General features: G+C 71.0%; 23 protein-coding genes. 10 read left to right on the top strand and 13 right to left on the bottom strand.

Going from position 1 to position 23,250, the window contains the following annotated elements; all coding sequences use genetic code 11:
* Nucleotides 1–21: 21 nt before the first annotated feature.
* Nucleotides 22–165 (top strand): hypothetical protein, encoded by a 144-nt coding sequence (locus ABZ463_RS05250; RefSeq protein WP_362773224.1) that lies wholly within the window; start codon nt 22–24, stop codon nt 163–165.
* Between the two features lie 147 nt (nt 166–312).
* Here the strand turns inward: ABZ463_RS05250 and ABZ463_RS05245 are convergent, their stop codons facing one another.
* Nucleotides 313–1,911, bottom strand: coding sequence for a hypothetical protein (locus ABZ463_RS05245; protein ID WP_362773220.1), 1,599 nt, complete (start codon nt 1,909–1,911; stop codon nt 313–315).
* 523 nt (nt 1,912–2,434) lie between these two features.
* Here ABZ463_RS05245 and ABZ463_RS05240 point away from each other — a divergent pair.
* On the top strand, nt 2,435–2,755 hold the full coding sequence (locus ABZ463_RS05240; RefSeq protein WP_362773217.1) for a hypothetical protein: 321 nt from the start codon (nt 2,435–2,437) through the stop codon (nt 2,753–2,755).
* A gap of 403 nt (nt 2,756–3,158) precedes the next feature.
* Here the strand turns inward: ABZ463_RS05240 and ABZ463_RS05235 are convergent, their stop codons facing one another.
* Both ABZ463_RS05235 and ABZ463_RS05230 read right to left on the bottom strand, forming a co-directional pair.
* A complete protein-coding gene (locus ABZ463_RS05235; protein WP_362773214.1) occupies nt 3,159–4,205 on the bottom strand; it encodes a hypothetical protein in 1,047 nt (348 codons plus the stop codon).
* A gap of 36 nt (nt 4,206–4,241) precedes the next feature.
* A complete protein-coding gene (locus ABZ463_RS05230; RefSeq protein ID WP_352015584.1) occupies nt 4,242–5,024 on the bottom strand; it encodes a CAP domain-containing protein in 783 nt (260 codons plus the stop codon).
* A gap of 369 nt (nt 5,025–5,393) precedes the next feature.
* Between ABZ463_RS05230 and rplM the strand changes: the two genes are divergently transcribed.
* The 3 genes from rplM to glmM all read left to right on the top strand — a co-directional run bounded on the left by rplM (nt 5,394) and on the right by glmM (nt 7,786).
* Nucleotides 5,394–5,837, top strand: a complete 444-nt coding sequence (rplM, locus tag ABZ463_RS05225; RefSeq protein WP_352015583.1) for a 50S ribosomal protein L13 — start codon at nt 5,394–5,396, stop codon at nt 5,835–5,837.
* 70 nt (nt 5,838–5,907) lie between these two features.
* Nucleotides 5,908–6,429, top strand: coding sequence for a 30S ribosomal protein S9 (gene rpsI, locus ABZ463_RS05220; RefSeq protein ID WP_352015582.1), 522 nt, complete (start codon nt 5,908–5,910; stop codon nt 6,427–6,429).
* Between the two features lies 1 nt (nt 6,430).
* Complete coding sequence (gene glmM, locus ABZ463_RS05215; RefSeq protein WP_362773207.1) at nt 6,431–7,786, top strand: phosphoglucosamine mutase; 1,356 nt, start codon at nt 6,431–6,433, stop codon at nt 7,784–7,786.
* Nucleotides 7,787–8,060: 274 nt separating this feature from the next.
* Here the strand turns inward: glmM and ABZ463_RS05210 are convergent, their stop codons facing one another.
* The 7 genes from ABZ463_RS05210 to ABZ463_RS05180 all read right to left on the bottom strand — a co-directional run bounded on the left by ABZ463_RS05210 (nt 8,061) and on the right by ABZ463_RS05180 (nt 14,864).
* Nucleotides 8,061–9,041: a helix-turn-helix domain-containing protein gene (locus ABZ463_RS05210; RefSeq protein WP_362773204.1), complete on the bottom strand. Its 981-nt coding sequence runs from the start codon at nt 9,039–9,041 to the stop codon at nt 8,061–8,063.
* A 312-nt stretch (nt 9,042–9,353) separates the two neighbouring features.
* Nucleotides 9,354–10,070 (bottom strand): ABC transporter permease subunit, encoded by a 717-nt coding sequence (locus tag ABZ463_RS05205; RefSeq protein WP_352015579.1) that lies wholly within the window; start codon nt 10,068–10,070, stop codon nt 9,354–9,356.
* A 3-nt stretch (nt 10,071–10,073) separates the two neighbouring features.
* Nucleotides 10,074–10,988: an ABC transporter ATP-binding protein gene (locus ABZ463_RS05200; protein ID WP_352015578.1), complete on the bottom strand. Its 915-nt coding sequence runs from the start codon at nt 10,986–10,988 to the stop codon at nt 10,074–10,076.
* Nucleotides 10,985–11,866, bottom strand: a complete 882-nt coding sequence (locus ABZ463_RS05195; protein ID WP_352015577.1) for an ABC transporter permease — start codon at nt 11,864–11,866, stop codon at nt 10,985–10,987. The genes ABZ463_RS05200 and ABZ463_RS05195 overlap by 4 nt, the downstream gene beginning before the upstream one ends.
* Nucleotides 11,859–12,779: an ABC transporter ATP-binding protein gene (locus tag ABZ463_RS05190; RefSeq protein WP_362773197.1), complete on the bottom strand. Its 921-nt coding sequence runs from the start codon at nt 12,777–12,779 to the stop codon at nt 11,859–11,861. The genes ABZ463_RS05195 and ABZ463_RS05190 overlap by 8 nt, the downstream gene beginning before the upstream one ends.
* 90 nt (nt 12,780–12,869) lie before the next feature.
* Nucleotides 12,870–13,835, bottom strand: coding sequence for a DUF389 domain-containing protein (locus ABZ463_RS05185; RefSeq protein ID WP_352015575.1), 966 nt, complete (start codon nt 13,833–13,835; stop codon nt 12,870–12,872).
* A 45-nt stretch (nt 13,836–13,880) separates the two neighbouring features.
* Nucleotides 13,881–14,864, bottom strand: a complete 984-nt coding sequence (locus tag ABZ463_RS05180; RefSeq protein ID WP_362773193.1) for a DUF418 domain-containing protein — start codon at nt 14,862–14,864, stop codon at nt 13,881–13,883.
* Nucleotides 14,865–14,977: 113 nt separating this feature from the next.
* On the opposite strand from ABZ463_RS05180, the gene ABZ463_RS05175 reads away from it, so the two are divergent.
* Both ABZ463_RS05175 and ABZ463_RS05170 read left to right on the top strand, forming a co-directional pair.
* Nucleotides 14,978–16,102 carry a histidine kinase gene (locus ABZ463_RS05175; protein WP_362773190.1) on the top strand — a complete coding sequence of 375 codons (1,125 nt, stop codon included), beginning with the start codon at nt 14,978–14,980 and terminating at the stop codon, nt 16,100–16,102.
* A gap of 115 nt (nt 16,103–16,217) precedes the next feature.
* Complete coding sequence (locus tag ABZ463_RS05170; RefSeq protein ID WP_362773289.1) at nt 16,218–16,868, top strand: response regulator transcription factor; 651 nt, start codon at nt 16,218–16,220, stop codon at nt 16,866–16,868.
* 12 nt (nt 16,869–16,880) lie between these two features.
* Here ABZ463_RS05170 and ABZ463_RS05165 read toward each other — a convergent pair whose 3' ends face one another.
* Together ABZ463_RS05165 and coaA are read right to left on the bottom strand one after the other, a co-directional pair.
* On the bottom strand, nt 16,881–17,495 hold the full coding sequence (locus ABZ463_RS05165) for a hypothetical protein (RefSeq protein WP_362773187.1): 615 nt from the start codon (nt 17,493–17,495) through the stop codon (nt 16,881–16,883).
* Nucleotides 17,496–17,514: 19 nt separating this feature from the next.
* Complete coding sequence (gene coaA / locus ABZ463_RS05160; protein ID WP_352015616.1) at nt 17,515–18,417, bottom strand: type I pantothenate kinase; 903 nt, start codon at nt 18,415–18,417, stop codon at nt 17,515–17,517.
* A 155-nt stretch (nt 18,418–18,572) separates the two neighbouring features.
* On the opposite strand from coaA, the gene glmS reads away from it, so the two are divergent.
* A complete protein-coding gene (gene glmS, locus ABZ463_RS05155; protein ID WP_362773185.1) occupies nt 18,573–20,417 on the top strand; it encodes a glutamine--fructose-6-phosphate transaminase (isomerizing) in 1,845 nt (614 codons plus the stop codon).
* On the opposite strand, the gene ABZ463_RS05150 is transcribed toward glmS, so the two are convergent.
* On the bottom strand, nt 20,404–21,183 hold the full coding sequence (locus tag ABZ463_RS05150; RefSeq protein WP_352015571.1) for a hypothetical protein: 780 nt from the start codon (nt 21,181–21,183) through the stop codon (nt 20,404–20,406). The genes glmS and ABZ463_RS05150 overlap by 14 nt on opposite strands.
* 126 nt (nt 21,184–21,309) lie before the next feature.
* Here ABZ463_RS05150 and ABZ463_RS05145 point away from each other — a divergent pair, with 126 nt between their 5' ends.
* Both ABZ463_RS05145 and ABZ463_RS05140 read left to right on the top strand, forming a co-directional pair.
* Nucleotides 21,310–21,660: a holo-ACP synthase gene (locus ABZ463_RS05145; protein WP_352015570.1), complete on the top strand. Its 351-nt coding sequence runs from the start codon at nt 21,310–21,312 to the stop codon at nt 21,658–21,660.
* A 49-nt stretch (nt 21,661–21,709) separates the two neighbouring features.
* On the top strand, nt 21,710–23,212 hold the full coding sequence (locus ABZ463_RS05140) for an NAD(P)H-hydrate dehydratase (RefSeq protein WP_362773181.1): 1,503 nt from the start codon (nt 21,710–21,712) through the stop codon (nt 23,210–23,212).
* The last annotated feature ends 38 nt before the right edge of the window (nt 23,213–23,250 follow it).

Raw genomic sequence — 23,250 nt, 5'->3', positions numbered from 1 at the left:
CCTCGACCACGGGTCTGACCGATGCGGTCATCGACGTTCAACGAGACGTCATCGAGCAGGTACGCCGGCCACCAACCCCGAGCCCACTGGGTCGCCGACGGCTTCCTCGACGAGGCGGGCAGACGGCTGGCATGGAGCCGAGCCAACCGCCACCTGCTCGAATAGCACGACCGACGACCGCAGCGCGGCCACGGCGCGGGGCGGCACCTGTCACCCGCGACCGTCCCGCGCGTGCTGCCTGGCCGTACGGCGGGCGCTGTCCTCAGGGGTGGCCCGCTCTTCAGGGGCGGTCTGCCGTGTGACCGGTGCCGGTCAGCTGGTTATACGGCGTTCGATGACCTTGGCGGTCTCGTCGCGGAAGGCGCCGCTGACCTTGCCCAGGTGCTTCTCCTTGGCCGTCGGGGTGTGGCCGTCGCTGAAGGTGGCGTAGCTGAAGACGATGTAGCGCCCCCAGACCAAGCCGGCGGCGTAGCCGCCCGCGATGCCGACACGCTCGGCTCCGCTGCCCGAGCCTCCCGGCAGGCCACGGAACCACAGGTTGCTGCCCAGGTTCTTCGTCCGGTCGACCTCGACGGCCGACTGCAGGGTGGGCAGTACCGCGATTCCCGTGGTCACGGCGTACTTGCGTTTGCTGTCGACGTACGTGGCCCGAAGCACCTGGCGGCAGTCCTGGGTGGCCAACGTGTTGGCGAACCTGCCCGCCGCGGCCTCGTCACACTTGTCGGTCACCTCAGTCTTGACCCGGACGAATGTGGCACCGGCCAAGGTCACCTTCTTGGTGAAGGCGTCGGCCACGGTCATCTTGCCCGGGTCTGTCTTCTCGGAGTTGAGGATCTCGGTCTTGATCGGGTCAGGCTCGGGAGGGGCGTTCGGGTCGTCGGTGGGTTCGACGGGCGGTGCGGTGGGGGCCGGGGTCTCCGCGCTGGCCGACCGCCTGGCGTTGAACGACTGGTAGGCGAAGAAGGCCCCGGTGCCGGTACCGCCGACCACGACGGCGACCACGGCCGCGAGCAGGACGGTGTTGACGCGCTTGCGCGGCGGAGCGGTGGGGAGCGGCGGAATCTCCTGGACGACCGCGGACGGTGGGGTGAACGGCCCACGCTCGACCTCGGCCGACGGGCGCGGGGCCGACGGCCTGCCAGGAGGGGGATTGCCCGTCGGGGCGGCGAGCGGCGCCGTGACCACCGGTATGCCCCTGGGCGGGGTCGGATGGTCGCCCTGCTCGGGAGGCGGGGCCGACGTCCTGTCGATCACACCGGGCGCGTCGGCCCCCAGGGGAACGGGAGTCTGGTCCGGCGCGGCGTTCTCCACCGGGGGCGGGCCTTCGAGGCCGGGGGTCTCCTGTTCCCGCCCCTGAACGGGAGGTTGGGGGGCGGCGTCCGGCCGGGGCGCCGGGGAGCCGGAGTTGTCCTGCGCGCGCCCACGACGCACGGGGAGCGGGGCCTGGTCGCTCTTGCGGACCCTGACGGTGCTCTCGTCGTCGGCGATTGCGTCCTGTGGCGTCTCGTTCTCGGCGCCCTCGGTCCAGACAGGCTCTCCGGAGGCCGCGGGCCACCGCGAGGCGTCGTTGGGGTCCTGTCCGGGGGAGGGCCACACCTGCATCCCCGCGGCGGCGGCCGTGAAGGCCGGAGGAGGCTGCCAGGACGGCGCGTCGGGCTCGACCGGCGCCGCCGTCGGCGGGCGGTCCTCCTGCTGGGGCTGCGGAGGCGCGCCGGGCGGGGTGCCCTGCGGGGACGTGTTGAACGGGGTGTTCTGCCAGGACTGCGGGGGCGTGTCGCGCGGAGCGTCCTGCCAAGGCTGGGAAGGGGCGTTGACGGGGCCGCTCTGCGGTGGTGTGCCCCAGGAGAGCGGCGGTCCCGCCGGTTCGGCCGGGGGAGCCCACGGTGTCTGGCCCTGTGGTTCTCCGGTCACGGGACCCCATGGCTGCGGCCCCGGCGGCGCGGGTGGCGCGGCGGGGGCGGGAGAGGCCCCAGGCGGTGATTCAGGACGTGATTCAGGACGTGGTTCAGGTAGCGGTCCGGGCGGGGCCCACAGCTGGGCCGGAGGGCGACCGGGGACGGGCGATGTCTGCCACGTGGGTCCCTGCTGGGCGGGCGGTGTGTTCCAGGGCGGTCCTGGAGGCTGGGCCGGCGCGGGCCCCGGCTGACCTGCGGGGGACCACGGCGCGGGACCGGCCTGGACGGGGGGCTGCCCCTGTGACGCGTACGGGATGGGAGCCGGGCCTTGAAGGTCGGTTCGTCCCTGCGGCACGTACGGGGTGGGGGTCGGCCCCTGTGGTGTGTTCGGGACAGGGATCTGTCCCTGGGGGGCGATCTGAGCGGAGTGCTGTCCTTGCGGTGTGTTCGGGACGGGAGGCTGCCCCTGGAGGACAGGTCGGTCCTGCGGTCCTGATGGTTCCTGAGGTCCGGCCTGAGAGGGCGGCGGTCCTGGACGCGTGCCGGGAGCCGGGGGGGTCCAGGAAGGCGGGGCGCCCCACGACGGCGGAGCGGCCGGGCCGGACGGCTCACGGGAGGCGGCGGGGCCGCTCCATGGCCGGGTCGGCGGCTCTTCGGGGGAGTCGTTCCACGGCGGAGCGGGTTCCCCGGGGGCCGCCGACGGCTGCGGCGGCAGGCCGGAGGCACCGTTCGGGTCTCCCTGCCCGGGGTCCTCGGTCCAGGAGATGACGGCGGGCACCGCGGGGGAGCCCTCCGGCCACGGCCGGGCCGGAGGCTCCCCGGTCCCCCCGGGAGGGGAGACGCCGGGGCCGTACGGCTGAGCGGTCCCGCCCGGGTGCCGTCCTTCCTGCCGGGCACCGGGCCACGGGGTGGGAAGGTCGTCCTCGGGGTCGGAGAACCAGTCGTAGGGCGTGCCGCCGTCGCCGGGCACCACCCATGGCTGGGCGGCTCCCGGCGAGGACTCCGGCCATGCCGGAGACTCGCGGAGCTGGTCGTCACCTGTGAGGTCTGTCCGCGGCACGTGCGGCGAAGGCTGACCGAAACTCGGCGGGGGCGTCGCCGGTGCGGCCGAACCGTCGGCTTCGCGCTTGTGCTCGGACCCGGATTCCTGGCCACGCATAGGTGGAAGAGTAGCGACAGCCAGAGATCATCATGTGGGTATGGGTGTTCCTGGCCGGATCGCCCGCCAGTTTTATCCGGGGAAGTTGCCGTATGAACCTTTGGTCAGGGGCGCTTCCCGGTCAGCGAACGGGATTCGAGGGCCGGGGTCACGGTGGCGTCCACGGTTCCGAAGGCCGCCTGGTTGAGCCGCTTGACCTCGGACTTCTTGGGCAGGTGGCCGTCCTTGAACTGGAACCAGACCATCACGGCGTAGTGCCCGTGCCGCCACCCTCCGGCGAACGCCTCGCCGGAGCCGAGAGATTTGGTGACCTTGTCCTTACCGGGCAGCGCCTTGAGGTACTCCTTGCGCGACTTGCCCGCCCCCGCCGAGACGACCTTGGCAGCCGCGGCCGACGTCTTGAGGTTGGCGACGCCCACGGTTCCGATGATCTTCCCGGAGGCGTCGCGGAAGCTGGCCCGCAGCAGCTGGGTGCACTTGCCCGCCGCCAGCGCCTTCTGGAGCTTGTCGCCGACCACGGCGTCCTTGCACTTCTTGTCCACCCTGCGGACCGTCATCAGATAGCTGCGGCCGCCGTAGGAGACCTTCTTGCGAGGGAACAACTCGTTGAGCGTGAGCGCGTACGGATCGGTCTTGCGGGCGGCCGCGAAGCCGAACTTGCCGCCGGGAGGCTGGGGGACGACCGGGGCGCTTGAGCTCCGTGTGGGGGCGGCCGTGCCGGGGGAGGGCGTGGAGTCGGAGTTCACGAGCATGGTGAGGCCGACGCCACCCGCGACGAGCACGGCGAGCGCGCCCAGCACGACGTACAGCGGCCGCCGCGAGCGCGGACCCTCGTCGTACGGGCTCCACATCTTCTGCCCCCGCGACATCTTCTGGCCCCGTTCCGGGGGCTCGGGGGCGGAGGGGCCGGAGGCGTCGGGGGCCGGTGCGGGAGGCCGTGCCCCCGGAAGGGGGCCCGGCACGGTGCCGGGGGCGGAGGTGCGTCCGGGGGCCGTGCCGTACGGCGGCGTCTCGGCGGGGCGCTCTCCCGTGCCGGGGCCCTGCGGAGCGGGGTCGAACCAGTGCTCTCCCCGTGCGGGCGGGACCTGAGCCTCAGGGCCATCAGGCTGGATGTACGGCTGGCGGCGCGGCGGTTCCCCGGGAAAACCCATGCCGCAGAGACTAGCCCGCTCCCCGGGCCGGTTCACTCAGGAGTAGCCGAAGTCCTGAGTCCACCAGGGGCCGCTGATACCGCCCATCACGCCCACCCCGGTCGCCTTGAGCGAGCAGTTGAGGATGTTGCCCCGGTGGCTGGTGCTGGCCAGCCAGCCCCGTACCGCGTCGGCGGCCGTGGCGAAGCCCCGGCCGATGTTCTCCGCGCCTCCGTTGCGGTAGCCCGCGTCCTCCATCCGCTGCCAGGGCGAACGTCCGTCGGGGGAGGCGTGGGAGAAGACGTCGCTGGCGGCCATCTCGGCGGAGTGGGCCCTGGCCGACTGGACGAGCCGCCTGTCGACCCGGAACGGCGCGCATCCTGCCCGCCTGCGCTGGACGTTGACGAGCCTGACGAACTCCCTCTCCAGGGAGCTCAGCGGGGCGGCGGAGGTGACGGTGTTCTCCCTGCCGCCGATGTTCTGGTTGTCCCCGCCGATGATGTAGCGAGGGCCGTTGTCGGTGCCGAGGTCGTCGAGGGGGGCCCGGGGCAGGTTGGTGGCGCGGGGACTCGGGGACGTGTTCGGCCTCGCGGGAGAGGGGGTGGGACGGATGACCCGCCCGAGAAGGGGACGGCCGGCGGAGTATCCCTGTTCGGCGGCGACCGTCTGCGTCGGTCGTGCCGGTCCCGCGTTGTTCAGATAGATCTTCGGGGTTTCCTCGTCACGGCTTCCCCGCCCGATGAGATACCCCAGGAGCAGCACCGTCATCAGGCAGGCGAACAGCCCCATACGGCGCAGACCGGTCCGCTGGGTGTCGCGAAGGTGAGGGAGCTGCCACATTCCGCTGCCAAAGATAGAGATGTTTGTGCTGAGGAAGAAGAGAATGTCAAGAACGTGTTGGAACCGTTCTATGAAGAACGAGAAGACCGATCGTGGCGGTGGTCCGGCGGGGTGACGCCGTACGGGTAGACTGCTCGGGGACACCGGTGGGACGCGGCCTGGTTTTGACCCGTGCTCGTCCGCGCCGGTACTCTGCTAGTTCGTTGTGTGCGAATTGGTCCCCTCGGTGGACCGATGCGCGGCGCGTCCGGCGTCATCTCCTGCGTCTTGGGAGACGGAAGGTCCGGGCTGTCGTGTGCCCGCACCTACCGACCATGTTGCTGTCATCTCCGACAGCGCCGAAGACGCGAGCAAAGAAGGCATACGACCGTGCGCACGTACACACCCAAGCCTGCCGAAGTCGAGCGTCAGTGGTTCATCATCGACGCCACCGACATCGTGCTTGGCCGGCTGGCCAGCCACGTCGCGATCCTGCTCCGCGGTAAGCACAAGCCGATCTTCGCCAACCACGTCGACACCGGTGACTTCGTCATCGTCATCAACGCCGACAAGGTCGCGCTGACCGGCAACAAGCTTGAGCAGAAGAAGGCGTACCGTCACTCGGGCTACCCCGGTGGCCTGCGTTCGATGACCTACGGCGAGCTCATGGAGAAGCGTCCCGACCGCGCCATCGAGAAGGCCGTCAAGGGCATGCTCCCCAAGAACGCCCTCGGCCGGAAGATGATCAAGAAGCTCAAGGTCTACTCGGGTTCCGAGCACCCGCACCAGGCTCAGCGCCCGACCCCCTTCGAGCTCACCCAGATCGCCCAGTAGCCACCGGCTGACTATCGCCAGCAGCGTTGGCCGGACGGCCTGCGCCAAGAAGGAAAGTAAGAGGAGAACCGTGGCTGAGCCCACCGGTGTCGAGACGCCCATCGAGGGCGAGCAGGAAACGTACTCCACGGAGGAGTTCCCCTCCGAGTACACCTCCGAGTCCACTGTCAGCGGCGAGGCCGCCGTCCGTAAGCCCATCACCACGGGCAACTCCTACGGCACCGGCCGCCGCAAGGAGGCCGTCGCCCGTGTCCGCATCGTGCCGGGCACCGGCAAGTGGACGATCAACGGCCGTCCGCTCGACGTCTACTTCCCGAACAAGGTCCACCAGCAGATCGTCAACGAGCCCTTCGTGACGCTCGGCGCCGAGGACCAGTTCGACGTCATCGCCCGCATCGACGGCGGCGGCGTCACCGGCCAGGCCGGTGCCCTGCGCATGGGCCTGGCCCGCGCGCTGGCCATCCTGGACGTCGAGGTCAACCGCGCCCCGCTGAAGAAGGCCGGCTTCCTGACTCGTGACGCCCGCGCCACCGAGCGCAAGAAGTACGGCCTCAAGAAGGCCCGTAAGGCTCCGCAGTACAGCAAGCGTTAAGTTGGGGCGCCTTTTCGGCACCGACGGGGTACGTGGGGTCGCGGGTCGCGACCTCACGGCCGAGCTCGCCATGGACCTGTCCGTGGCGGCCGCTCATGCCCTCGGCGATGCCGGGGCGTTCAACGCCAGCGTCGGGCGGCGTGGCCGCCCGGTCGCCGTCGTGGGCCGGGACCCGCGGGCTTCAGGAGAGTTCCTGGAGGCCGCTGTGGTCGCCGGCCTTGCGTCGTCTGGCGTGGATGTTCTCCGGCTCGGCGTGTTGCCAACCCCGGCGGTCGCGTATCTGACCACGGCTCTCGGAGCCGACATGGGCGTGATGATCTCCGCCTCCCACAATCCCGCTCCGGACAACGGGATCAAGTTCCTCACCCGCGGCGGCTACAAGCTGCCCGACGCGGTGGAGAACGAGATCGAGGAACGGCTCGGCGAGAAGTGGGACCGCCCCGTCGGCTCGGACGTCGGCCGTGTCCGCGAGGCGTACGGCGAGGCCGACCGTTACGTCTCCCACCTGCTGTCCACGGTCTCCGGCCGGTTGGACGGCCTGAACATCGTCCTCGACTGCGCGCACGGGGCCGCCCACATGGTGGCGCCCGAGGCACTGCGCAGAGCCGGGGCGACCGTCGAGACCATCGGGACCCGTCCTGACGGTCTCAACATCAACGCGGGCTGCGGTTCGACCCACCTGGACAAGCTCCAGCAGGTCGTGGTCTCCAGAGGGGCGGACCTCGGTATCGCCTACGACGGGGACGCCGACCGCTGCCTGGCGGTCTCGCACACCGGAGAGGTCGTCGACGGCGACCAGATCATGGCGGTCCTCGCCACCTCCATGCACGCGGAGGGCAAACTGGTCGGCGACACCGTGGTGGCCACGGTGATGTCCAACCTGGGCTTCAAGATCGCGATGCGGAACGCGGGCATCGACGTGATCGAGACGGCCGTCGGTGACCGTTACGTGCTCGAAGCCATGCGGGCCGGTGGTTACAACCTCGGTGGGGAGCAGTCGGGACACGTCCTGCTGCTCGACCACGCCACCACGGGGGACGGTCTGCTGACCTCACTCCACCTGCTGTCGGTCGTGGCCCGTACGGGCAGGCCGTTGGCCGAGCTCGCCTCGGTGATGACCCGGCTCCCGCAGATCCTGGTCAACGTCAAGGATGTGGACCGCGCCAAGGCCTCCGCGCCCGAGTTGTCCGCGGCGGTCGCCGCGGTCGAACTGGAGCTGGGGGAGAACGGACGGGTGCTGATCCGTCCGAGCGGCACGGAACCCATGATCCGCGTCATGGTCGAGGCCTCCTCCGCGGAGCAGGCCGAGCGGATGGCGGGCCATCTGGCCGACGTCGTCCGTACGGCCTGCGTCTGAGGGATGTGACGGCCGGTCCGTGAGGGCCGGAGCCGTGGCGATCGTCGCCCGGCGCGCCTGGCGCGCCGGGCGTTTCGCCGTTCACGGGGGTGCGCCGCCGGATCGCCGTGCCGTCCGGGGCTCTTTCGCGGACTTTCTTGTTTCGCTTTCCCAAGGGCCGTGTTCCGGTACTTGAGGTGTTCCGTGGCGCGCCATGGGACTGGGTTTTCGGTTCATCGCTGATATGTCATCGATGGATTCCGCGATTGTCGTTGGCGATTTCTGCGCCTTCGGGTCACGGCCACGCCACGGCCCGTTCGGACGATGAGCGGTGGCCGATCGGGGAGACGCCGTAGGCGGCGCGGAAGGCACGGCTGAAGTGGGCGCTGCTGGCGAAGCCCCAGCGGGCGGCGATGAGGTGGATCGGCTGGGAGCGCAGGGCGGGATCGGCCAGGTCGCGGTGGCAGTGCTCCAGGCGGCGTTGGCGGATCCAGGCGGCCACGGTCAGGCCCTGTTCCTGGAAGAGCTGGTACAGGTGGCGCACGGAGATCTGGTGGGCGGAGGCGATGGCCTCGGCGCCCAGCGCGGGATCACCGAGGTTGCGCTGGATGAAGGCGTGGATGCGCTTCTGCAGCACCTGCCGGTCGGTCTCCGGCGGCAGGACGGTGTCGAGGTGGTGGGCGCACACCGCGGCGAACAGGTCCACGGTGACGGCAGAAAGGCGGGTGGTGTCGGCTGCGGTGTAGCCGGAGGTGTGCTGTACCAGCGCCTCCAGGTGGTGGCGTAGCAGGGCGCCGACACCGCCACGGGCGGGCAGCAGGGTGGCGGCGAGAGAGGTGAGCCTGTCGGCGGGTAACGGGAGCACGGCCTTGGGGATCTGCAGGACGACGCCCTCGAAGCTGCCGGTGTGGTCGGCGACGATACGGCCGTGATAGGGGTGCGAGGTGTCGCAGAACGACATCTCCCAGGGGCCGGCGGTCGTCTGCCTGTCGAACTGGGTCGTCTGTGTCGCGCCACGCCGGGCGAACGAAAGGCAGTACGTTTCGGGGTCGGACCGGCGGACCAGCGCGGAGGTGCGGTACAGACGCAGGGGCGGGCAGGTCATCACGTGCACCTGCACCGGGCCGAGGGCGAGCACGTGTGTGGTGGCGCGGAAGTCGGCCTCCTGGTCGCTGCGCGCCAGGACGGGCACCAGGGCCCGCGACGTCGTCTCGTGCCACCGGGCGAACCGGTCGGAGGCGGGGAGCTCCTCGGTGCGGAGCACGGTCCCGATCATCGCCGGTTCTCCGCGTGGCGTTTCGTACCTGTCGAAAGAAGTGTTACCGGTCCCTCGTTTTCACCGATGTACACGAAACAGGCCCCTTCGCATCTCAGATTCTGCGGGTTACCACACTGGTTGGATGCGGGCGACCGATGGATTGTTGGGAGAACCGGAACATCCGGGCCTGCCCGGCCTCTGCGGCGGCGTGATGACACGGAGAGAAGGGCCCCACTCGTGGACCGTCCCGGGACGGCTCACGGGTGGGGCCCGGTTGTGCGTCAGGGACCCTGGCCCGTCGACGGTTCCGGCAGGCCTCGCAGGGGTCGCCTACTCGTCGCCGGTCAGGGAGAAGGAGCGTAGGCGTTGGCCCGCCCAGAGGACGGCTCCGGCGGTGATCAGCAGGAGGGCGGTCGCGGCGAAGCCGATGGTGAGGTCGCTGGACAGGAACGACGAGGACGAGACCTGGTCGGCGACGGTCTGCGCCCACTGCTGGATGGAGTATCTCCTGGCACCGGGGACGAAGTTGCCGACCACGCCCTCCCAGATGAGCGCGTAGGCGATGCCGACCGTCACCGCGTGCCTGGTCAGGACGCCGAGCAGCATGAACAGCGCCGCGTAGGCGAAGCCCCCGGCCAGGGCGCCGATCGCGAAGCCGAACGCGATGCCGGACTCGAAGCCGACCAGCAGGTAGGCCGCGACGAGGGTCGGCACGGCGGCGAACACCGCCAGGACCGAGGCGGCGACGAGGAACTTGGTCCGCGCGACGGCCGGGCGGGAGATCGGCTTGGACAGCAGGTGGACGATCGTTCCGTCGTCGATCTCGGGGGCGATCACACCGGTCCCGGCGATCAGGCCGAGCAGGGGCAGGATGGCGCCGAGGGCGAACTTCTGCATGAACTCGACCGCGATCCGCTCGCTTCCGCCGCTGATCATCCGCAGCAGTACGGCCAGGGCGATCAGCAGGACCGGCAGCAGGACCAGCAGCCAGATCCTTCTGCGGCCGAGCAGCGCGCGGTAGGAGATTCCGGCGATGACAGCGTTCATGGGTCAGCTGCTCCTGTTGATCAGGTAGGAGAAGACGCTCTCCAGGTCTTCGTCGGCGGGGGAGATCTGCCAGATCCGCACGTCCGCGTCCCTGGCGACCCTGGGCAGCAGCCAGGTGAACCGCCGGAAGTCGACCGCCTGCACCTCAAGGCCCGTCTGGGTGAGGGAGACCGAACTGGAGGAACCGTCGGCGATGAGGGCCGAGGCCAGCCGTCTGTCGTCGCTCGACCGGACCCGGAACACGTGGGGCCGGTCGGTCATCCTGCGGCGGATCTCACGGAAGTCGCCGGTGGCCGCGTGGCGGCCCGCGACCAGCACCTCGATGTGCTGGGCGACCCGCTCGACCTCCTCCAGGATGTGCGAGCTGAACAGGATGGTCTTGCCCGCGGCGCCCATGGCGCGCACCAGGTCCATCAGGTGCATGCGCTGACGTGGGTCCATGCCGTTGAACGGCTCGTCGAGCAGCAGCACCTGGGGGTCGTGCACGAGCGCGGCGGCGACCTTGATCCGCTGGCGCATGCCCTTGGAGTAGGTCTCGATCCTGCGTTCGGCGGCGGTCTCCATCTCGACCGTGGCGACGGCCTTGCGGGCGGCGCCCTCGGGGTCGGACAGCCGGTGAAGCCTGGCGCTGGACAGCACGAACTCCCAGCCGGTCAGGAAGCCGTAGGCGGCCTCGCGCTCGGGGACCAGGCCGATGGAGCGGTAGACCTCGTGGTTACGCCAGATCTTGACGCCGTCGAGGGTCACGGTGCCGCCGGAGGGGGCCAGGAATCCGGCCATCATGTGCAGCAGCGTGGACTTGCCCGCCCCGTTGGGGCCGAGCAGGCCGGTGACGCCGGGACCGACGGTCATGGTGACGTCGTTGACGGCCACCACGTTGCCGTACCAGCGGGAGACCTGGGCCAATTCGATGTTCATCGCGCGGCCGCCTTCCGGTAGCGGGTGACCAGGGCGATCACGGACAGGGCGATCAGCGCGACCACCACCAGCGACTGCAGCGCGACGGCGCCGCCACCGCTCGGGTAGACGACGGGGGAGGAGGGGGCGGCACCGAAGATTCCGACGTGCACCGCCGCGTCGACCAGGAAGAACGGGTTGATCATCAACGCCCAGCCGGAGGCGGTGTAGTTGTTCACCGACTCCATGGTCGCCGAGACGAGGGTCGAGACCGCCGAGGTGAGCAGGTAGAACGCGATGACGGAGGCCACCCCGAGGCCGCGGCGCGGGGTGAAGGAGGCGATGGCCACGCCGACACAGGACAGCAGCAGCGCGTAGACGAACGCCCCGGCCATGGCCGTCAGGTAGTTGCCGGTGGGCGAGGAATCCGGCATGTCGACGACCAGCTCACCGATGTAGAGCACGGTCAGCGGTACGGCCAGCAGCAGGAACATCGCCGTGACCATCGCCGCGAGCTTCGCGCCGACGTAGTCCCACAGCGTCACCGGGCGGGACAGGTAGAGCGGCAGCACCCGGAAGCGCAGGTCGGGCGCCACGGCGTACGGCGACTGCGAGGCCAGGAAGACCGCCAGCACCGCCTGCATGGTGACGCCGTAGGAGGTGTAGGTCATCACGCTCTGCCGCAGCAGTGCCATGACCGCGATGGAGACGACCGCGGGCAGCATCATGGCGCCCACGATGAGGAAGGGGATGATCTTCGCCCGTGCGGTACGGCCGAGGCCGAACACCCCGCGCAGGCTGTGCACGGCCAGTGCCACGGTGGCGTGCCTGCGGCCGAGCCGTACCCCGTCGTAGTGGCGGTATCCGATGTCGTGGATGACACCCGTCGGCTCAGACATCGGCGGACTCCCTGCTGACCGGCTCTCTGAAGACGTCCTCGATGCGCTGGCGCCCCTGCTCCATGCGGACCAGGCACAGGTCGAGGTCGCAGACGGCGTCGCGGAGCGTGTCGAAGGTCTCCGGCGCGCGGACCTGGACCAGGAGGGCCCGGCCGTGTTCGGCGACGGTCTCGCCCAGCTCGGTCAGGCGGTCGGCCAGCGCCTGGCGGCCCTCCTCGACCTCGACCGTGACCGTCTGGGTGGTCTGGGTGAACTCCTCGATCGAGGAGGAGCGCAGCAGCCTGCCGCCGTCGATCACGATGACGTGGTCGCAGACGCGTTCGAGTTCGCCCAGCAGGTGGGAGGTCACCAGCACGCTGATGCCGAACTCGGTGCCGATCCTGCGGATCAGCGCGAGCATCTCGTCGCGGCCCTGGGGGTCGAGACCGTTGGTCGGTTCGTCGAGGAAGACCAGGCGGGGGTCGTGCACCAGCGCCTGGGCCAGCTTGACCCGCTGCTTCATGCCGGTCGAGTAGCCACCCATCACGCGGTAGCGCTCCTCGTACAGGCCCACGTGGCGTAGCACGTCGGCGGCGCGCTCTCTGGCGGCCGTACGCGGCAGGCCGGACATCTGCCCCATGTGCACCGTGAACTCGGTGGCGGACACGTCGGGGGGCAGGCAGTCGTGCTCCGGCATGTAACCGACGACCCGGCGGATCTCGGCGCCCTGGGTCGTGGCGTCCATGCCGAGCACCTGCGCCCTCCCCGCGGAGGGGTCGAGCAGGCCCAGCAGGATCTTGATGAGAGTGGACTTGCCCGCGCCGTTGGCGCCGACCAGGCCGGTGACGCCGGGACCCACGCTCACGGTGAGCTGGTCGAGCGCCGTCACCCGGGGAAAGCGTCTGGTTAGTCCCTCGGTGGCGAGGATGGTCATGCTCGGACCCTACCTAGCGGATGGGGGTAATTCCTCACCCACACGGACGAGTGGCGCATCGTCCGAAAGTTCGGTCGGGACGTCTGTCTCTCAGGGCTTTTCCCAGGGTGTCCCCCGGCGGGGCCGTGCGGGCAGCCGTACTCCGAACCTCGCCCAGTAGGCCCGCTGGGCGAGGAGCGTGGCCGTACCGGCGATGATCATGCCCGCGATGTTCACCGCGAGCTGGATGACGGAGGCGGTCATGTCGTCCCAGCGGGCCAGGGAGGCGGCGACCGCGAAGTATCCGGCGGCCGGGACGGTGGTGACCGAGATGAAGACGCCGACCAGGGCGGACGACTTGCCCGCGGTGACCGAGAGCACCCCGGCCGCGCCCGCCAGCAGCGCCACGATGAACGACCACCGGTCGGGTTTGACGATGAACTCGATCTCGTCGTGCCGGCTGAGGCTGGACGGCCCGATCCAGCCGAGTCCCCGGGAGACCAGGGCGCAGGCGAGGGTGACCGCGATGGCGAAGGCGAAGCCGACGGCCAGCGCGCGCAGGGCTCCGGCGATCAGCCGTCCGTCACGGCGCAGCAGGCCGAAGCAGATGGCGGCGACGGCGCCGAACTCGGGACCGAGGACCATCGCGCCGACGATGAGGATCGGTGAGTCGGTGACGACGCCGATGCCCGCGAGTTGGGTGGCGATCGCGAGGAAGGCGAGGAAGGCCCAGGTGATCCTGGACTCGGCGGCGACCCGGGTGGCGAGCTCCGACCAGATCACGGCGTCGTCGCTCTCGCCGGGGGCCTCCTGTTCGGCGCGGTCGGCCGCCTCGGAGATGGACAGGTCGATCTGCTCGGCGGAGATCGAGCCCTCCGCGCGCAGGCCGAGGTGCTGGAGGTGTTCGATCACCTCGTTGGCGGCCTCCCTGGCGACGTCGAACTGGACCAGGTCGCCCCTGGGGGAACGGGCCACACCGGGCAGCACGACGAGGTTGGTCACCCCGACGGCGTCGTCGAGCAGCCCGAGCACGTCCTCGGTGTGTCCAGGGGGACTGATCACGCGCAAATGCAGCACGGGGCAACCCTAGTGCGGGCGCCGCGCACCCTCTCGGCACCGTGGTCACGAGGCGCGTAGGGCGGGACGGCGGGTCCAGGTGATCCATCGCCACAGCCACTCGACCGGTCCCTGGCGGTAGTGGCTGAGCCAGAGCGCCGACCACACCCACTGGACGGCGATGATGACGCCCGCGATCGCCAGGACCGTGGCCGTCGACCACTCCTGCGGAACCCCGCCAACCAGACGGGTGGCCGCCAGGACGAGCACGGTGGCGGTCAGGTAGTTGGTCAGCGCCATCCGTCCCAGCGGCGCGAAGACGCTCTCCAGTACGGCCCGCAGCGGCGTCCTGAGCAGCACGAGCGTCCCGCAGACGTACACGCCCGCGATCAGCAGACCCGCCAGCGCCAGGGTGAGGGTGAACCGTACCTCCCTGACCTGCAGCCACACCACGGGCACCGCGAGCACGGCCAGGAGGAGGCCGAGCGCCGCGGGGACCCGGGTCGAGCGCTCGATCCGGTCGGTCACCCCGTACCGGGTCAGCGCGGAACCCAGCAGGAAGAGTCCCGGCACCAGCGAGAACGGCCCACCGGCCAGGGCCAGCGCGCCCGTGAGGAGTACGGCCGCGAGCCCCGCCACCGCCCACCGGGGCAACCAGGTCGAGGGCAGCAGCACCACCAGTCCGACGAGGGCGTAGACGGCCAGGATGTCGCCCTCCCAGAGGAGCAGATGGTGCGCCACCCCCATGGCGAGCAGGGCCAGCAACCTGCGCGTCAGCAGGAGCCGGGGCCGGGCGGTTCGCTCCCCGGCCGAGTTCAGCAGCAGCGAGAACCCGACGCCGAACAGCAGCGAGAAGATCGGATAGAAGCGCTGCTCGACGAACAGACCCAGCCAGAGGTCCGTGGGACTCGCCTGTCCCTCCAGGATGACCGTTCTGCCCGCGTTGGCGATCGGCTGGACGTTGGCCAGCAGGATCCCGCACAGCGCGAATCCGCGGATCACGTCCAGCGCCGCGATCCGCGGACGTCGCTGACGGAGTTCATATGACATGGGGCCTCATCCTGCGGACCACGACCCGCCTCTCACATCGGCGCAAAGCAGGGCCGGAACGGTACTTTCGGCCGGTACCGGCCAGGTGACCCCCTCTCCTAGCCTTGGACACCGTGCAGGCACCCGATCGGCTCAGGACGTTGGCCGGCGCCGGGCTCGGCACTGTGTTCGGCACTGTGTTCGGCATCGTGTTCGCGGCGGCCGTCGCCTTCCAGGCGTACCGGATCGCCGACAGCTGGGGCGCGGGGCACTGGCCGTTGGACGCGGTCACCGGCGCGTCGGTGGGCGCGCTCGCCCTGGCCCGCCGCCGCGACCCGCTCAGGACCGCCGTCGCGGGCCTGGCCGTGGCGGCGCTCGCCGTCCTCGTCAGCGGGCTCGTCCACCTGCCGGCGGAACCCGGTCCCGCCGCCTCCCTCGGTCTGGCGGTGCTCGCCGGCTCCGCGGTCAGGACGCTCCCCGTCCGTACGGCCTGCGGCGTCGCCGTCGGGGGCCTGGCCGTGGTGGCGGGCGGTCTCCTGGCCCATCCCGGCTCGGCCGTACCGGTGCTGGGTGGCCTGGTCTGGTTCACCGGCCTGGCGACCGGCCTGACCTTCCGGCTGCTCGCCGTCCGCCGCCGTGCCGTCGTCGAGCGGATACGGCGTGCCGAGCGCCTTGAGCTGGCCAGGGAGCTGCACGACGTCGCCGCCCACCACATCGCCGGCATCGTGCTCCAGGCTCAGGCGGCCCGGCTCGTCACCCGTAAGCACCCGGAGAGGACGGATGGCTCCCTCGCCGACATCGAGACCGCGGGTTCCGAGGCCCTGGCGGCGACCCGCCGCGTGGTCGGCCTCCTGCGCGACGGCGCTCCCGTCGGCCACGAACGGCTCGACGAACTGGTCGAGGGCTTCGAGGGCCTCAAGGGCCGGGTGCGTCTGCGGCTGGAGGCCGAGCCGTCCGGCTGGCCGCCCGAGGTGAGCGGCACCGTGTACCGGGTCGTACGGGAGTCGCTGACCAACGTCGCCCGGCACGCCCGGCACGCGGGCACGGTCGCCGTCGACATCACCCAGGCGGACGCCGTCGTCACCGTCGAGGTCACGGACGACGCCTCACGGGCGCCCGCCCGCCTTCGTCGTGCCGGGTACGGCCTCATCGGGATGCGCGAACGACTCGAAGCCGTCGGCGGCACCCTGACCGTGGGTCCCCGCCCGGGGCCGGGCTGGTCCGTCCGTGCCACCGTTCCCACGGGTGGACGCCGATGACGTCACCCGCGCCCTCGAAGCCGCCCGCGTTCCCGAGGCCGGCCGCGCTCTCGAAGCGGCTCGCGTTCCCGAGGTCGGCTGCGCTCCTGGAGCCGGCTCTCTCAGAAGGGCGTCCATGACCATCCGGGTGCTGCTGGCCGACGACCAGCCGATGATCCGGGCCAGTCTGCGGATCATCCTTGAGGACCAGCCCGACATCACCGTGGTCGCCGAGGCGGGCGACGGCGTCGAGGCGATCGAGCGGGCCCGCAGGACGCGCCCTGACGTGTGCCTGGTGGACGTCCAGATGCCCCGCCTCGACGGGATCGAGGTGGCCCGCGCCCTGGCCGAGGCCCCGCCCAGGGTGGTCATGGTCACCACGTTCGACCTGGACGAGTACGTCCACGGCGCGTTGCGCTGCGGCGCGGCGGGGTTCGTGCTGAAGGACGCCGGTCCGTCCCTGCTGGTCGAGGCGGTGCGGGCCGCGTACGCCGGGGACGCGCTCATCTCACCGTCGATCACACTGCGGCTGCTGCGTCACCTCGCCACCCGGGGCGTCCGGATCACGCCCGGGGCGTCTCCGGCGCACTCCCTGACCGCGCGGGAGGTCGAGGTCGTGCGGGCGATCGCCAGGGGGCGCACCAACCAGGAGATCGCCGACGAACTGTTCATCGCGCTGAGCACCGTCAAGGGACACGTGTCAGGCGTCCAGACCAAACTGGGCGTACGCAACCGGGTGGGGATCCTGGCCTGGGCCTGGGAGAACCACCTGACGGGCCAGGAGTGACGTTCTCCGGCGTCAGGTCCGACTTGCCGGTCGGCTCGCCCGCGGCCGCAGACCGGTGGCCACCTCGACATGCCGGATGACCGGCAGGAGGTCCCATGACCGCGGATCGCGCTCAAGCTCGCTCAGCCGGGTTCCCAGGAGCTCGCACCGCTCCGTCGTGAGCACGGCGCCGGAGTCCAGGCACTCGCTGACGTACCTGCCGACCTCCAGGAGGACCGGGTCGGTGGAGGACGTCAGGAGAGGCAGGTTTCGTCGGTGCCAGAACCACAACGCGTGCAGCGCGGCCTCCCGGGGAGCGCCGTACCAGTACCAACGAGCCTGGAAGTGGGGATTCGGGTCCCCCGCACCCGGAGATCGCCGGCCCTGCCGCTTGGCCCTGTGGCGCCTCGCCGCGTAGGCGTGGATTTCGGCATGCCAGGCGGCGCGGCTGGCCTCGATGAGGCCGAGGGCACGAAGCAGCGCCACCTCGTCGCGCTGGAACCTCCCGGCCCGTGATTCGAGGAAGCTCAGCGTCGCGTTGAAGCCGAGGGGCCGGTACAGCTGCACGCAGGAACGGAGCGCCGACACGCGCCAACGGTAGGGCAGGGTGGTGTCACGCACCCTGCGGGCGAAATTCCCGAAGCTCACAGGGTCAGGCTCTCCGGTGTCAGATGCGGCGTAGCCGTACGCGGCGGACGGAGTGGTTGGGGCCCTTGTAGAGGACCAGGCCCGCGCGGCCTCTGGTGGGGGCGATGTTCTCGACCAGGTTGCGTTCGTTGATGTCGCGCCAGATGTCCTTGGCGAAGGCGGTCGCCTCCTCCTCGGACAGCTCGGCCAGGTGCCTGAAGTAGGACTTGGGGTCCTCGAAGGCCGTACGGCGCAGCTTGTGGAAGCGGTCGACGTACCAGTCACGGATGTGCTCGACCTTGGCGTCCACGTAGATGGAGAAGTCGAAGTAGTCGTTGACGGCCAGCGCCGTCGGAGGGGCCGGTTGCAGGACGTTGAGACCCTCGACGATGAGGATGTCCGGCCTGCGCACGGTCTGCACCGCGCCGGGGACGATGTCGTACTCAAGGTGGCTGTAGACCGGGGCGCTGACCTCGGGCAGACCGGCCTTGACGTCGGCGACGAAGCGCACCAGGGCCCGCCGGTCGTAGCTCTCGGGGAAGCCCTTCCTGTGCATGATGTCCCGCTCGGTGAGCACCGTGTTCGGGTACAGGAAGCTGTCGGTGGTGACCAGGTCGACCCTGGGGTGCTCGGGCCAGCGGGCCAGCAGGGTGTGCAGCAGCCTGGCGGTGGTCGACTTGCCGACCGCGACACTGCCCGCGATGCCCAGGATGTACGGCGAGGGCCGCTGCCCGGCGCCGAGGAAGGTGCTGACCGCCGCGCCGCGCTGCCTGGCCCCGGTGAAGTGGAGGTTGAGCAGCCGGGTGAGCGGCAGGTAGATGTCGGTGACCTCGGCCAGGTCGATCGGGTCGTCGACGCCGCGCAGCTCCGCGAGCTCCTCCTCGGTGAGCGTCAGCGGCGTGTTCTTGCGGAGCTCGCCCCACTGCTTGCGGCTCAGCTCCACATACGGCGTGCCGTCCAACCCGTTGGCCATAGCTCCGAAGCCTACTGATCGGTCAAAAGTGCCTTTCGGTGGGGACGGCTTTGCCCGATACCGGGCGGGAATCCCGAGCCTGCGGGCACGTTCTCCCTATCTCGTTCGGACGAAAGGGGGATCCCATGTGCGGAATCGTGGGGTACGTCGGCGGGCGGCGGGCCGTCGACGTGGTCGTCGAGGGGCTGGGGCGGTTGGAGTACCGGGGATACGACTCCTCGGGGATCGCCCTCGTCGGGACCGACGGGGAGCTCACCGTCGAGAAGCGGGCGGGCAAGCTGGCCAACCTGCGCTCCAGCCTGGCGGGGTACCCGGTGCCGCCGGTGACGACCGGGATCGGGCACACCAGGTGGGCCACCCACGGCGCGCCGACCGATCGCAACGCCCACCCGCACACCGACTGCCACGAGCGGATCGCGGTCATCCACAACGGCATCGTCGAGAACTTCGCCGAGCTGCGGGCCGAGCTTGAGGACAACGGCCACAAGATCGACTCGGAGACCGACACCGAGGTGGTCGCGCACATGCTGGAGGAGTTCGCCGACCTGGGGCTGGCCGAGGCGATGCGCCGTACCTGCCGGCGTCTTGAGGGGGCCTTCACGCTGCTGGCCGTCTCGGTCGACGAGCCGGACACGGTGGTCGGCGCCCGCCGCAACTCACCGCTGGTCGTCGGGCGCGGTGAGGGGGAGAACTTCATCGGCTCCGATGTGGCGGCCTTCATCGCCCACACCCGGGAGGCGATCGAGCTCGGCCAGGACCAGGTGGTACGGCTGCGCGCCAACGAGATCACGGTCACCGACTTCGAGGGCCGTCCCGTCCCGACGCGGGACTACCACGTGAACTGGGACGCCTCGGCGGCGGAGAAGGGCGGCTACGACCACTTCATGCTGAAGGAGATCGCCGAGCAGCCCCGGGCGGTCGCGAACACGCTGCTGGGCAGGATCGATGTGGACGGGCTGCTGACGCTGGACGAGGTACGGCTGTCCGCCGAGGAACTGCGGGAGATCAACAAGATCATCGTGATCGCGTGCGGCACCTCCTACCACGCCGGACTTATCGCGAAATATGCCATCGAACACTGGGCGGGCATCCCGTGCGAGGTCGAGCTGGCCAGTGAGTTCAGATACCGCGACCCGATCCTCACCCGCGACACGCTGATCATCGTGATCAGCCAGTCCGGGGAGACGATGGACAGCCTGATGGCCGTACGGCACGCCCGCGAGCAGCGCTCCCGGGTGCTGGCCATCTGCAACGTGAACGGGTCCACGATCCCGCGTGAGGCGGACGCCGTCCTCTACACCCACGCGGGCCCGGAGATCGCCGTCGCCTCGACCAAGGCCTTCCTCACCCAGCTCGTGGCCTGCTACCTGGTCGCGCTCTACCTCGCCCAGGTCAGGGGGACCAAGTTCGGCGACGAGATCTCCCAGATCGTCGCGAGGCTGTGGGAGATGCCCGCGCGGGTCGAGGAGGTGCTCTCCACGATGGAGCCGGTCAGGGAGCTGGCCCGTTCCCTGGCCGACGAGCGCTGCGTGCTCTTCCTGGGCCGTCACGTCGGCTTCCCCGTCGCCCTTGAGGGGGCGCTGAAGCTCAAGGAACTCGCCTACATGCACGCCGAGGGCTTCGCGGCCGGAGAGCTCAAGCACGGGCCGATCGCGCTGATCGAGCGGGGGCTGCCCGTCGTGGTCGTGGTGCCCTCGCCGTCCGGTCAGCGGGTGACCCACGAGAAGATCGTCTCCAACATCCAGGAGATCAGGGCCAGGGGGGCCAAGACCATCGTCGTCGCCGAGGAGGGCGACATCTCGGTCGAGCCGTACGCCGACACGCTGATCCGTGTCCCGGCGGTGCCGACCCTGCTGCAGCCGCTGGTGGCCACCGTGCCGTTGCAGGTCTTCGCCTGCGAGCTGGCCACGGCCAAGGGTCATGACGTGGACCAGCCCCGCAACCTGGCCAAGTCCGTCACGGTCGAGTAGCCGGGGGCCCCACGGTGATCGCCCACTGCCGGGTGCCCGTGAGGAAGGCGCCGACCACCAGGGGCAGGCCCACGACGCCCACCGGCAGGTCGCCCCAGGCGGTCATGGGGACGTCGACCAGGCCCCAGGCGTAGGCGAAGACCGCGTTGCCCGTGGCCAGCGTGTGGGCCGACCGGGACCGGGTGGCGAGCACGGCCGCGACCACGTCGGCCGGGGCCGCCGGGATCGGGCGCAGCCGCAGGGAGCGGACCAGGAGCAGCGTTCCACCCGTGACGGCGGCGCCGACCCCCGTCCAGGGCAGGGCGGGGGAGGGGGCTCCCGTGAGGGCGACGCCGATCCCGATCAGCAGGCTCGCCGCGCTCAGTGCGGCGCCGCCGTACAGGAAGGCGCGGGCCTGGGGGGACAGCAGCCGGGGCGGGGCGGTGACGGCCGCGACCGGCCCCGGGTCCCGTCTGGAGCCGATCGCCAGCTCGGCCCCGAGCACCCCGAGGAACCAGCCGCTGAACGGGTCGATCGACATCCCGAACGGCAGGCCCAGATCGATGAAGGGAATCATGGGCATCGTGAGGAAGAGCCCCGCGACCAGCCCCGGGGCCCGCCACACGCGGGTGGTCCGCAGGTAGTGCCGGACGACCGGTTCGGCGCCGGGGGTGATCGCCAGCGCGTGGCGCCTGGCGAACGCCGTGATCCGCTGCGGATGGACCGGACCCGACCAGTAACGGGCCGCGAAGGCCATCAGGACGGCCACGACGGCCAGCGAGAGCATGTGATCACCTTAGAAGCGGAGACCGACATATCTGGCCATGGAGGATGTGTCCACAACCTGTGGACAACATCCATGGATTGCCGGGGCGGGAAAGTGGGTACCGGGGACAGACCCTAGCCTGGAACCGTGATCGTAGGCATCGGGGTCGACGTCGTGGACGTCGCGCGGTTCGCGGCGTCGCTCGAAAGGACGCCCTCCCTGCGGGCCAGGTTGTTCACCGAGGCCGAGCGCGGGCTGGCCGTACGGTCCCTGGCGGCGCGGTTCGCGGCCAAGGAGGCCGTCGCCAAGGCCCTCGGCGCCCCTCCGGGGCTGAGCCACCTCGACGCCGAGGTGCTCTCCGGCGCGTACGGCAGGCCGGAGCTGCGCGTCCACGGCGCGGTCGCCGAGGTCGCCGTGGCCCTGGGCGTCGTCCGGTGGCACGTGTCGCTGACGCACGACGGGGGCGTGGCCGTCGCCTACGTGATCGCCGAGGGCTGACCGTACGGCCTCACGGTGTGGCGCGGGCCGGACGGGATACCGTCGGATCATGCTCAGCGCTCACACCTCCGATCAGGTCAGGACGGCCGAGGCGGCCCTGATGGCGAAGCTGCCCCACGGCACGCTCATGGACCGGGCCGCGACCGGCCTCGCCGTGACCTGTGCGGCGCTGCTCGGCGGCGTGTACGGCTCGCGGGTCGTGCTGCTGGTCGGCTCGGGGGACAACGGGGGCGACGCCCTGTTCGCCGGGGCCCGCCTGGCGGCCAGGGGGGCCAGGGTCGAGGCGGTCCTGGCCGGGACCCGGGTCCACGAGGCCGGTCTGGCGGCCCTGCGCCGCGCAGGGGGACGCGTCCTCGACATCAGGGCGGCCCAGGACGGGTGGCGGGAGCGGGCGCGCGCGCTGCTTGGGGCGGCCGACCTGGTCATGGACGGCCTGCTCGGCATCGGCGGCGCGGGGGCGCTTCGTGAGCCGTACTCGACGCTGGCCGCGCTGACCGGGGAGGCCGCCGGGAGGGCCGCCGGGCCCCTGGTCGTCGCCGTCGATGTGCCGAGCGGGGTCGACGCCACCACGGGGCGGGTCGAGGGGGAGGCGGTCGAGGCGGACGTCACGGTCACCTTCGGCACCTACAAGCCCGGGCTGCTCGTCAGCCCGGGGGCGCGTCACGTGGGACGGGTGGAGTTCGTCGACATCGGGCTCGGGCCGTACACACCGGAGCCCGAGGTGACCGCGCTGACCGGGGCCGACGTGGCCGCGCTGCTGCCCAGACCGGACGCCACCTCCGACAAGTACCGCAGGGGGGTGGTCGGCGTCGCGGCGGGGAGCCACGGCTACACCGGGGCCGCGGTGCTGGCCGTCGGCGGGGCCGTCAGGTCGGGAGCGGGCATGGTCCGCTACGCCGGGGTCGCCGAGCCGGTGGCGCAGGTGCGCGCCCGCTGGCCGGAGGCGGTGATCACAGAGCTGAAGCCGGGGCAGGGGATCGGCGAGGTCGGCCGGGTGCAGGCGTGGGTGCTCGGTCCCGGCCTCGGGGCGGGACCGGAGTCGCTGGAGGTCGTCCGCGCCGTGCTGGCGAGCGAGGTGCCCGTGCTCGTTGACGCCGACGCGCTGACGCTGGTCGCCCAGGACAGGTCGCTGCTGCGCCGTACGGCCCCGGTGCTGGTCACCCCACACGCGGGGGAGCTGTCGCGGCTGCTCGGCGTGCCCAGGGAGCGGATCGAGGCCGACCCCCTGGACCACGTACGGCGGGCGGTGGCGGAGCTGGGTGTGACCGTGCTGCTCAAGGGCTCGACCACGCTCGTGGCGCGGGACGGCCTGCCGGTCAGGGTGAACCTCACCGGCAGTCCGTGGCTGGCGACCGCGGGCACCGGGGACGTGCTCGCCGGGATCGCGGGGACGCTGCTGGCCGCCGGACTCGACCCCTACGACGCGGCCTCGTGCGCCGCCCATCTGCACGGCCTGGCGGGCGCGGACGGCCCCCTGTCGGCCTGGGACGTTCTTGAGGCCGTCCAGGGCGTGCTGCGGTCTCTCCTCGAACCCGGTTTCCGGTCGAGATAGGCGGGGGTTTCGGACAGGGTCGGGAGGGCAGGTGAACA

The sequence above is a fragment of the Streptosporangium sp. NPDC020145 genome (assembly GCF_040631275.1).
Taxonomy (GTDB): domain Bacteria; phylum Actinomycetota; class Actinomycetes; order Streptosporangiales; family Streptosporangiaceae; genus Streptosporangium.
Note: the sequence above shows the minus strand (reverse complement) of the source record. Positions and strands in the feature narration are given on the sequence as shown.